Source organism: Collinsella sp. AF23-2 (genome assembly GCF_003459245.1).
In the GTDB taxonomy this organism is placed as follows: Bacteria; Actinomycetota; Coriobacteriia; order Coriobacteriales; family Coriobacteriaceae; genus Collinsella.
Genome location: NZ_QRVG01000024.1, coordinates 20,014 through 30,741 on the forward strand (window position 1 = coordinate 20,014; position 10,728 = coordinate 30,741).

Here is a 10,728-nt window from a genome sequence, read left to right on the forward strand (position 1 = left end):
GGCGTTCACTCGTCGCTTACGTAGCGTCAGTACGCTACGCTCCTCGTTCGCGCCAATCTGGCGCACCTGAGCACGCCGAGTAAACGTCTGTCTTCCCGAGGCACGGCACCTTGCCCTTCAATCGTCGGGCATGACCCTTAAGGTCTATGCCCTCCTCTTTCAGGGCAATCTGCCGCACCTCGGAAACCCAGCCGATCAATCGGACAGTCGATGAATCGCACCGTGACCATCTCGGGGCATTGATGGTCGGTTTATTCGATGTCTTGGTCGGCTGGGTTTTTCTTTGGGCACTCCGTTGCCTCCACTTCGGAGTGCCCGCCTCTTTGATTGAGTACGCGTCTGATCTGGGATTTATTGCGGGTTAGGCCAATTGTTCGCTTGAATATCCCAGGTCAGACGCGTCTTCAATTGCCAAAAGATTCCGGTCGCAATCGCGGCCGTTTTGATCGGAGTATCTATGTACCAGCGTATCGTTATCTACACGCGCCTGTTCCGCGAGCGTTGGTCCAACAATTGCATCCTCTCTTCTCTTTGGGATGGCACCTGCACCGGTGACGCGGCCTGCAACCCTACCTTGGGCTGCGCCTTCGGTACAGATGCCATCCTTTTTGCTGTAGGGGGAGCGTGTCGTGGCAGGTAAAAAGTTCTCCCTGTTCGAGGTCATCCTCTCGGTTATCTGCGTTGTCTTTACCATCGAGGCGGCCGCTCCGGCATCTGCCATGGGTAACGTGCAGTTCTTCTGGTGGATCTTCCTCATCATTACGTTTTTGCTTCCCTATGGCCTGGTGGTGGCCGAGCTCGGTACGGCGTTCGATTCCGAGGGCGGTCTGTACGATTGGGTTCGCCTGGGCTTGGGCGACCGTTGGGGCGCCCGCTGCTCCTGGTGCTATTGGGTCAACTTTCCACTGTGGGTGGCAAGTATCGCCTGCATGTTCCCCAGTGTCATCAATGCGGTATGGGGCATCGAATTTTCGCTTGGGGTCCGAATTGCCATCGAGCTTGCCTTTGTGTGGGGCGTCACGGTCATGGCAATGCAGCCGGTGGCCGAGGCCGATTGGGTCATGGATGGCGGCGCCGTCATCAAGGTGCTCATTACCGCCGTGGTGGGAATCGTCGGCATCTGGTTTGCCTGCAATAACGGCTTTGCCAACGATATGTCGTTTAAGACCTTTGTCCCCGATCTGGGAGACACTAACTCACTGACGTATCTTTCAATCATCCTATTCAACTTTATGGGCTTTGAGGTGGTCGCGACCTTTGCCAGCACGATGAAGAACCCATCGCGCGATATCCCCAAGGCGGTTATCGCCGGTGGCGTTGCCATCGCGGCGATCTACATTATCTGTGGCATCGGTATTGGAGCCGCGGTTCCCACCGAGCAGCTTTCACTCGATTCGGGCATTGTGGACGCGGTTGCCGCCATGGTGGGGCGCGCTCACCCGCTGACGATGGTCGTGGGCGTGGCCTTTTTGGTGACGCTGTTCGCCAACATGATCTGCTGGAGTTTTGGCGTCAACAACGTGGCGAGCTATGCCGCGCGCCACGGCAACATGCCGCGCCCCTTTGCGCTGGTGTCCAAGAAGACCGGCATGCCCAACGGCTCAGCACTCATTAACGGTTGTTTTGCCAGCTTGGTGCTGCTACTTCAGATTCCGCTGGGCGAAGGTTCCGACGTCTTTTGGGTCTTCTTCTCGATGAACGTCGTCTTTCTGCTCATGAGCTATATCCCGATGTTCCCGGCGTTTTGGCGCCTGCGTAAATACGACGACCGCCCACGTGTGTTCCGCGCGCCCTTCGAGGGCAAGGTGCTTGCGGTAGCGCTTGCGGTGCCGGTGGTAGAGCTCGTGCTTTCGATTGTTGCGACAATCGTGCCGCTTAACAGCTCGCCCGCCGAGATGTCAAAGTTGCCGATCCTCATGGGTGTGGTGATCGGCGTGTTGCTGGGCGAGGTTTCGCGCCTCATATCGCGCCGCGGCCGCAGCATCGACAATCCCGGCGTTGGCGCAAGGGGGACAGGTCGCTTTGCGCCAAAACAGTAGCGCCGCGAGTTGTGCGGTGCTAGATGCATCTTGGATTACTGCTCACGCTGCTCGGGATCAGATGCGAGCTTGGGTGCAAAGTAGGGGACGTGGCCCAGGTAGGGGCAGCTGTCCGAACGCGCCTCAACGGCGCAGGGGACATCGTCGTAGGTCATGGAAGAACCGAGTCGGGTGATGGCCTTGGCGGCGGGCGCGACGAGCATCTTGAGCGGAGCGATCGGTGCCATGGCATCTCCTTTCATCGGTGAGACACAGCTTGTTTATCTAAACGATACAGTACGTTTAATCGGTGAGTCTAATCTTGCGGCAAAGAATCTGTCAACATCCTCACAGCATCTAGACAGGGGAGGCGGGCATGAGTTTCGCATTCTATATCTACACCACAATTATCATGGGTGTGGCTCTGGTGACCAGTGCCGTGGCATTGGTGGTTTGGCTCATGACGCGCCGTCGCGACAGCCTGGTGGCCGCGGCGGGCTTTTTGCTCTACATGCTCGATATGTCGGTCATTTTTTTGACGAGTACAATCGGCTCAAATACGACTACGCTGTTACCTTTAGCGAGCCGTTGCAGCACCCCTTGCTGCGCTGCGTGCTCGGTATTGCCATCTATGCCTGCGTGGTACTGTGGATGTTTGCGCGCTTGCGCAAAAGGCCGACGTCGCGCATGCTCGGACTTGCTATCGTGCCGTTTTCAATCTTGCAATTGGTGCTGGTGCCTCGCAGCGGTGCTGCCGGAGAGATGCAGCAGTATCTCTTTTGGCTCACGCGTGACCTGGGCAATGTAGGATGTCTTGCCTATGCCGCCTGGCATTACCGGCACAGGGCCACGCGTGTTGAGAAACTCGACCTCGACCGCTCAAAGCTCTTTTGGAAGGTGGCACTCGTTCTTGCGTTTTGCGTAATCGCCGAGGACACCTACATGATTTTGCTCTGCCGCCCCGACTCTCAAAATCCCGTCATCAGCCTCTTTTTGTGGTATCTGTCCGAGCGCAATATCTCCGAAAGCGTGCTGCTCGTGGCATGCGCGGTCCAACTCTTTTGCCAGTTTAGCCATATCCTGCGCGTGTATGCCCGTCATCCGCGTGCCGATGAGGACGTGGCGGCCGAGAGCGCACGCTCTGGGGACGATCTAGCATCACGCGTTGTGATCTTTGCCGATGCCCATAAGCTGTCGCGGCGCGAGCAGGAGGTGCTCACGCTGGTGCTGAAGGGCAACGACGCCCAAAACATCGCCAGCGAGTTGGTCATCAGCCCTGGCACTGTCAAGGCGCACTTGCATCGCATCTACGTTAAAAGCGGTGTCTCCAACCGAGATGACCTCATAGATGCCTTTTGGCGTTCCTAGTCCTATTCTTCCTTGCATGCGGGTCTTGCCGTGTGGGCGGGCACGCCGTTGGGCGTAATGACGCGGTAATAATCTCAGACAATAAACCTGCAGGTAAAGCGTGTAAACCTGCTTAAACTGACCGTTTGCGATCCCTGGCCTTGGCACGGATTTGCCCCTGTGTATCAATGTGTGTAGCGCGAAGCCGCGGACGTGGGACAGACGTCCGAGCACAGCTTGTAGGCACGCGCCGATGCGGGAGCGCTACGCTCCCAACCGAGTGCCCACGCGGGCGGTGCGTCCGCGTTGCAACCAAAGATGCCTGAGGAGGCTCACATGGACAAGGCTGATGTAGTTATCAAGAGCAACACCGTTTTTACCGGCGATGGGCTCGAACCGTTTAAGGGCGGCGTTGCCGTGCGTGGCGATAAGATCGTTGCCTGCGGTGACGATGCCCACTTGGCGCCGTTTATCGGCCCCGATACTGAGGTGCGCGACTTTGGCGATCAGCTCGTTATGCCTGGCCTGATTGACTCGCACACGCATTTTGCTCAGGGTGCGTTTATGACCGACCCCGATTTTGCCGTCAACCTTATCGATTGCACCAGTTTTGAGATGGCGATGGAGCGTGTCGTGGCGTTTGCGAACGCCCATCCCGATAATGAGTGGATTCTGGGCTGCCAAATCATTCAGTTCCAGTGGGATATCCCCGAGATGCCCACGGCTGCGATGATTGACAAATACATCTCGGACCGTCCGGTATTTTTGCAGCAGGTCGACATGCATACGTTTAGTGCCAATACCTGCGCTATCGAGAAAGTCGGCATTACTACCGAGACGGCCGATCCTACAGGCGGCAAGATCCTTAAGGATGCCGACGGCAACCTGACGGGCGTGTTTTCCAACAATGCCGGCTCCTTCTTTATGGATGAGGTCTACGACCCAGCGCCCGAGGTTGTTGACGCGTCGTTTGCAAAAACCGCCCGGCGCGCCAATGCCTTGGGAATCACTACGGTCGGCATGGTCAATCCTACGTTTGTGAGCATGGAAAACCCGTATGCGGTGTTGGCAGGTCTTAATGCCAAGGGCGACTTGCCACTGCGCGTGTTCCTGTACACCGATCTGTTCGAAAACGAGTCCTTAACGCTCGAGCAGATCAAGGAGAAATACGCCTTCTCGGGTACGCAGGTCGAGTGGCACGGCTTTAAGCAGTTTCTTGATGGCGTGTGCTCCGACCACACCGCTTGGATGCTTGAACCCTATTCCAACGCGCCCGATACCTGCGGTGAGCCCGCGGAGGATCCAGAGCGCATCCGTGCCGCCATTGTCAGGGCGCAGGAATGGGGCGTTGACACACGCGTCCATACGATCGGCGATCGCTCGGTGCGTTTTGTGCTTGATTGCTTTGAGGAGGGCGAGCGCTTGCATGGTAAGCGGGGTTGCCGCCACTCCATGGAGCACAACGAGACGGTTCAGCCCGAGGATCTGCCGCGCTACGCGGAGCTTGGTATATGCCCCGGCATGCAACCGTGGCACATGCTGCTCGATATGGCTGACCTTGCCAAGGACGATGCCGTGGGCCCCGAGCGTGCAGCGCTTTCGTGGCCCCTGCACAGCCTGCTTGCAAGCGGTGCCGTGGTGCACTTGGGCAGCGACTTCCCCGTTGTGGGCTTGGAGCCCATGGAGGAGGTGTACGGCGCAGTCTTCCGCATGCTCGAGGACGGTTCCAACCCAGAAGGGTGGTTCCCGCAGGAGCGCATCACCATGGCCGAGGCCCTGCGCGCCTACACCTACGGCAGCGCCTACGCCATGCATGCCGAGGATCGCATCGGTACGCTCGCATGCGGCAAACAGGCTGATATCTGTGTGCTCGACCGCAACCTCTTTGACTGCGAACCGGCTGAGGTCCTCGAGGCCACGGCGTCTCTCACGATGATTGCCGGCAAGGTGGTCTACGAGGCCTAGCGGGGCTGCTGCATCGCTGGGCGGTGCCACAGCCTGTGCGTGCCGCCCATCCATCCATCCATTCATCAATCTCTCATGGAAAGGGGAGAACAATGGCAGAAGAAACAACCGCCGCTGTTGAGGAGGAGCGTGAGCTTGCCTCGCAGCCGATTCCCGGCCTGGTGCGCAAGTACACCATCATCACCGGCCAGGGTATGCTTGCCCAAATCATCATGGTGGTCCTGGAGGGCCTTGTCATGGGCTGGGGCTTGGGTGCCCACGGCCTGGCATGTGTCTCGATCATCATGTCGGTCGAGTACATTAACCTGGCCTTTGGTAACCTGTTTGGCACCGGCGTGCCCGCCGTGGTGGGCAACCTTTTGGGTGCCGGCGACATTAAGGGCGCCAGCAAGGCGTTTAGCCAGGGCTTTTGGCTTACCACGATTGTGAGTGTGCTGCTTGCTGTGGTGATGGCTGTGTTTACCGAGCCCATCTGCGCATTCTTCGGTGCCACGCCCGACATCATGGCCGATACCGTTGCCGGCGTGCGCACCTTCTCCGTGCTGCTGCCGCTCACGGTCATTGGTCAGATGGTCACCGCCGTCATGCGTGTGGACGAGAAGGTTCAGATCCAGGCCAACCTCATGACCGTGTCTGCCATCGTCGCTATCTGCTGGCTTGCGCTTTCCACGTTTGTACTCAAGCTTGGCGTTATGGGAGCTGGCGTGTACTACGGTCTTTCCATCGGTATCTGGGCCATCGGTATCTTCTGGTTCATCGGTGGTAAGAAGTCGCAGCTCCAGATCAGCGCCGCCGACCTCAAACTCGACATGGCCATCTGCGGCCAGATCATCAAGATTGGTTTCCCGTTCTTTTTGGTGCAAGCTGCCACGTTCATCTTCAACACCGTTGCCAACTCGTTGCTTGGCCAGCTCGGCGGCGACATGGGTTCGCTCTACATCGCGGCCTTTGGTGTGATCAACGGCTATATCCTCTACATAACCATGATGGTCGCCCAGTGCTTCTCGTACGGCCTGCAGCCCATTGCCGCCTTCAACGCCGGCGCCAAGGCGTGGACGCGCCTCAAGGAAACGCTCTCTTGCACGCTTAAGTACCAGGTCGTGACGCTTGCTGCGGTGTCTGCTGTGCTATGGGTGGCCGCAACGCCGGTCTGCGCCTTTTTTGCTGGTAGCGACCCGGCGCTCGTCGAGGTTGCCGCCACCGCCACGCGCATCGTTATCCTGGCCGTGGCCCTGGGCTATCTTGCCATGACCATGTCGATGTACTTCCAGGCGGTTGAGAAGGTGGGTATCGCCACGTTCACCGGTCTGCTTCGCTACGTGATCTGCTCCGTGCCGCTTATGTACCTGCTTGGCAACATGATGGGCGTTCAGGGTGTCTGGTTTGCCTTGGTGGCGGCTGACGCCATCACTGGTCTTATCTCCATCGCCCTCGCCGTCCGCGAATCTAAGCGACTTGCCACGCTCTAGACTCGGACACGGCCGGCGCGCGATAGTCGAATAAGTCAACTCGTCTGCAAGCCACCACAATGGGGACAGTTCCCATTGTGGTGGCTATTGTTATTTAGGGTCTGAGATTTCGGCTCTATAAATAACGTTTTTGAACTGGGCTACTATAAGATTGTGGAAAACACTACTACAAGATTATGGAAAACGCTACTGCGAGATTATGGCAAATGATACTATACGATTATGGTAACAGCGTTATAAGGGGCGTTGATATGGCCGAGTACATTAACAGGGATTTGCATGAGTTGCTCATTCGCATGGCGGGTTGGTTTCCTGTTGTGTCGTTGACGGGGCCTAGGCAGAGCGGAAAGTCTACGCTGGTTAGGCATGCCTTTCCCGACTATTCCTATGTCACGCTTGAGGACCCCCAAACGAGGCGCGCGGCCTTGGAGGATCCGGTGAGTTTTATCCGCAACCGAAAGGGCGGACTCATCATCGATGAGGCGCAATACGCCCCGGATTTGTTCTCGATGATCCAGGTTGTTTCGGATGAGCGGGGAGATGCCGGTCAATACATCCTTACGGGATCGCAAAACTTTTTGATGATGAAAAGCATCGGCCAGTCTCTTGCCGGGCGAGTCGGGATCTTAAAATTGCTGCCATTTTCGTTTCGAGAAGCGGAGAGGGGCCAGCAGGGGCAGTTGGAAGTGGATTTGTTTGCGCTCGAAGGGGGATACCCTCGCCTGCGTTCCGCCGGAATGCCGTCCTCGGTTTATTTCCCCAGCTATATTGATACCTATGTTGAGCGCGATGTTGTGGGCTTGCTTGACGTGCGCAATAAAGCGGAGTTTCATAAGTTACTGTCCATAATTGCCCAGAGCGCCGGTGCTCTCATTAATATATCTTCGCTTTCTCGAGATACGGGTGTGAACGTATCGACCATTAAAAGCTGGTTGTCTATCCTGGAGCAGAGCTACCTGACGTTTTCACTGCAGCCTTATTATGCAAATGCCAGGAAACGTTTGACTAAAACGCCCAAGCTTTATTTTTACGACACGGGGCTGCTCTGCTACTTGCTCAAAATTGGATCACTGGAGCAACTTTTGGAGAGCCCTTATCTGGGGGCAGTTTTCGAAAACCTCATCGTTTCCGAAACGGCGAAGAGCCATCTCAACGTGGGCGAGAATCCCGAGTTGTATTTCTATAGGGACGACGGCAAGCGAGAAATCGATTTGCTCGACTGCACAAACTCAGGGAGTCCCAAGGCTATCGAAATAAAATCATCCAGAACGTATCACGATAAGTACGCCCGCCATTTACAGGCTGTATGCGATGAGATCGACATTGCAAAAGATGCGCGCTATGTTGTGGCCCGCGTGGATTCAACGTATGAGTCGAAAGACTGTAGCGTGGTCTCGGCGCGTGATTGGCTTTTGCGATAACAAGTTCGGCGTATTAACAACTGCCGCGAAGGGTCCGGATCCCTTTCGCGGCGGTTTTTTGCCGATCCGGTGCGCCTCAGATGCAAGTGAGTAGACTTTTTTGGATTTACCGAGCACATCGCGACAAATGCTCGGTAAAACTGCAGGTCAGCGCTGTGGCGATTTGGCGTGTGCTCGGATTCCTGCAAAAAATCTACTCACTTGGTTTTTGCTGTTAGAAGGCCGCCGCGAGGGAAAGTAGTTCCCTCGCGGCGGCCTTGGTGTTTTCCCAGATAAAACCTGCCAAAATAAACCTGTCCCTTTTTGGCAGGTCTCTATTTGGTATGGCTGACCGGTTTGGGCTGTCTTGGAGAAAGCCCATGAGGCGGCACACAGGCTAATCCTGCGTGTCGCCTCCGTACATGTAGACGATAAAGCCGTCGCCGGTGTCTTGGCTGTGATCTTCTAGGATGCGCTTCATGTTGAGGTGCTCGTAGAACTGCCAGTCAGAGTTGCAGTCGCTCATCAGGAAGAACTTGGTGCAGCCTGCCCGGGCGAGCTCGGCGCGGGCAAGGTCGATGAGCGCGCGGCCGAGCCCTTTGCCCTGCCACTCGGGCACGATGATGATGAGCCCTGGGCATACTCATTGCCCGTGGCGGCAAAGCGGTCGGCCGTGGCCTTCTCGCGGCTGTCGCCAAAGAGCGAGCCCTCGAGCTTGGCGTCGGCGGTCTTTGCCATCTCGGTTGCCTGGGCGAACATCTCGTCGTAGCAGGGCACCCACGTGGGATTGGTACGCGGCTTGCCGTCCTCGAAGATGCCGATGCAGCAGGCGGCGATAATGCGGCCCTCGGCCTCGGCGACAAGCGCGATAGGTGAGCGCTGTAGCTGCATGGTGATGTTAAAGCGCGCGCAGAAATCGGCAGCTTCGACGTCACCGCGGTTGCGCAGCGTGTTGCACCACAGCTGGTTGTAGATGGCGGCGATGCCAGCCAGGTCGTCGAGCGTGGCGGCGCGCAGGGTTACGTTGTCAAGGCTCATGGAGGCTCCTTCCAAGGTGGGTCAGGCCACCTCTGAGTGTGACATGGGCGCGCCGTCGCCGCATCAATCATTCGGCAGACGAGTCCCGTTCCCTCGGGGACGGAGGAAAAGGGGCCACGAGCGAGGATTTTCGGACGCTTGCTCGACGAGAGTGGATAATCTCCCACTTTCAGCGCGATCCTAGGCCAAAAACGGGAGATTATCCACTCTCGTGGTAAGCGACCCGCGCGTTATCCATTCCCTTTTTGGTTGGTCGTGCTTGCACTTTAGCGTGCGACAGCGGATAATGCCGAGCATTCGACGATTCAAGCTTAGACTTCTTTGATTGAGGAGGCCCCGCATGGCCATGGAATTTAAACGCAGGCTGCCGATCCCCATGGAGATCCGCGAGGAAATGCCGCTGTCCGCTGAGCTTACTGCTAAGAAGCAGGCATTCGACGCCGAGGTCGCCAAGGTCTTTACCGGCGAGGACGCGCGCAAGGTGCTCATCATCGGACCGTGCTCTGCCGACCGCGAGGACTCGGTCCTCGAGTACATGAACCGCCTGGCCAAAACCGCCGAGGAGGTCAAGGACAAGCTCATCATCATCCCGCGCGTCTACACCAACAAGCCGCGCACCAAGGGCACCGGTTACAAGGGCCTGCTGCACAACCCCGATCCCGAGGCGCCCGACGATCTGCTCGAAGGCGTTAAGGCCATTCGCCACATGCACTTGCGCGTCATCGAGGAGACTGGCTTCTTCACTGCCGACGAGATGCTCTACCCGTCCAACTACCAGTACCTCGTCGACCTGTTGAGCTACGTCGCCGTGGGTGCGCGTTCGGTCGAGAACCAGGAGCACCGTCTGGTGTCGAGCGGCATTTCGGTGCCGGTGGGCATGAAAAATCCTACAGCCGGTTCCACTACCGTCATGCTCAACTCCATCTACGCCGCCCAGGCGCACCAGAGCTTTATCTTCCGCAACTGGGAGGTCGAGTGCGACGGCAACCCGCTCGCGCACGCCGTCATGCGCGGCTACATCGGTCTCGACGGTCGCACTTACCCCAATTACCACTACGAGCACCTGGAGCGCCTTGCCGAGCGCTATACCGAGCACGCCGGCTACGCCAACCCGGCGGCGGTTATCGACTGCAACCATGACAACTCGGGCAAGCGCCCGCTGGAGCAGTATCGCATCTGCAAGGAAGTGCTCGACAGCTGTCGCCGCAACGAATCCATCTCCAAACTGGTCAAGGGCTTTATGATCGAGTCCTACCTGGAGGATGGCAACCAGCCGGTCGACGGCGGCGTCTTTGGCAAGTCGATCACCGACCCGTGCCTGGGCTGGGAAAAGACCGACTATCTGATCCACGAGATCGCGGAGCGTGTTTAGTTACGCGGGTTTACCAACCCGCGTAACGGCTCGACGCTGCGCGCCGCCCAGAGCGACAATTTGTCATTCAAAAGGCAAGGCATGACCAGAAGGTCAATGCCCTGCCTTTTTCATGCCAA

At 57.4% G+C, this 10,728-nt stretch carries 10 protein-coding genes; 7 read left to right on the top strand and 3 right to left on the bottom strand.

The window, feature by feature from the left end:
- Window positions 1-457 precede the first annotated feature (457 nt).
- Window positions 458-640, top strand: a complete 183-nt coding sequence (locus DWY03_RS10010; protein WP_147327489.1) for a hypothetical protein — start codon at window positions 458-460, stop codon at window positions 638-640.
- The gene (locus DWY03_RS08600) at window positions 630-2,039 is read left to right on the top strand and encodes an APC family permease (RefSeq protein WP_117774345.1); all 1,410 of its coding nucleotides are present in this window, start codon (window positions 630-632) and stop codon (window positions 2,037-2,039) included. The genes DWY03_RS10010 and DWY03_RS08600 overlap by 11 nt, the downstream gene beginning before the upstream one ends.
- Before the next feature lie 35 nt (window positions 2,040-2,074).
- Here DWY03_RS08600 and DWY03_RS10080 read toward each other — a convergent pair whose 3' ends face one another.
- On the bottom strand, window positions 2,075-2,266 hold the full coding sequence (locus DWY03_RS10080; RefSeq protein WP_117774346.1) for a hypothetical protein: 192 nt from the start codon (window positions 2,264-2,266) through the stop codon (window positions 2,075-2,077).
- Window positions 2,267-2,705: 439 nt separating this feature from the next.
- Between DWY03_RS10080 and DWY03_RS10085 the strand changes: the two genes are divergently transcribed.
- The 4 genes from DWY03_RS10085 (at window position 2,706) to DWY03_RS08620 (ending at window position 8,220) form a co-directional block, all read left to right on the top strand.
- The gene (locus DWY03_RS10085) at window positions 2,706-3,386 is read left to right on the top strand and encodes a helix-turn-helix transcriptional regulator (RefSeq protein ID WP_158558645.1); all 681 of its coding nucleotides are present in this window, start codon (window positions 2,706-2,708) and stop codon (window positions 3,384-3,386) included.
- Window positions 3,387-3,701: 315 nt separating this feature from the next.
- Window positions 3,702-5,330, top strand: a complete 1,629-nt coding sequence (locus DWY03_RS08610; protein ID WP_158558646.1) for an amidohydrolase — start codon at window positions 3,702-3,704, stop codon at window positions 5,328-5,330.
- Between the two features lie 92 nt (window positions 5,331-5,422).
- Window positions 5,423-6,799: an MATE family efflux transporter gene (locus tag DWY03_RS08615; protein ID WP_117766513.1), complete on the top strand. Its 1,377-nt coding sequence runs from the start codon at window positions 5,423-5,425 to the stop codon at window positions 6,797-6,799.
- Between the two features lie 251 nt (window positions 6,800-7,050).
- Window positions 7,051-8,220, top strand: a complete 1,170-nt coding sequence (locus tag DWY03_RS08620) for an ATP-binding protein (protein WP_197032249.1) — start codon at window positions 7,051-7,053, stop codon at window positions 8,218-8,220.
- A 376-nt stretch (window positions 8,221-8,596) separates the two neighbouring features.
- Here the strand turns inward: DWY03_RS08620 and DWY03_RS08625 are convergent, their stop codons facing one another.
- The gene (locus DWY03_RS08625; RefSeq protein WP_158558647.1) at window positions 8,597-8,818 is read right to left on the bottom strand and encodes a GNAT family N-acetyltransferase; all 222 of its coding nucleotides are present in this window, start codon (window positions 8,816-8,818) and stop codon (window positions 8,597-8,599) included.
- Window positions 8,725-9,237 (bottom strand): GNAT family N-acetyltransferase, encoded by a 513-nt coding sequence (locus tag DWY03_RS08630; protein ID WP_117840477.1) that lies wholly within the window; start codon window positions 9,235-9,237, stop codon window positions 8,725-8,727. Before DWY03_RS08630 ends, DWY03_RS08625 begins: the two co-directional genes overlap by 94 nt.
- A 340-nt stretch (window positions 9,238-9,577) precedes the next feature.
- Between DWY03_RS08630 and DWY03_RS08635 the strand changes: the two genes are divergently transcribed.
- Entirely contained in the window at window positions 9,578-10,609 is a 1,032-nt protein-coding gene (locus DWY03_RS08635) for a 3-deoxy-7-phosphoheptulonate synthase (protein WP_117635771.1), read from the top strand.
- Window positions 10,610-10,728 lie beyond the last annotated feature (119 nt).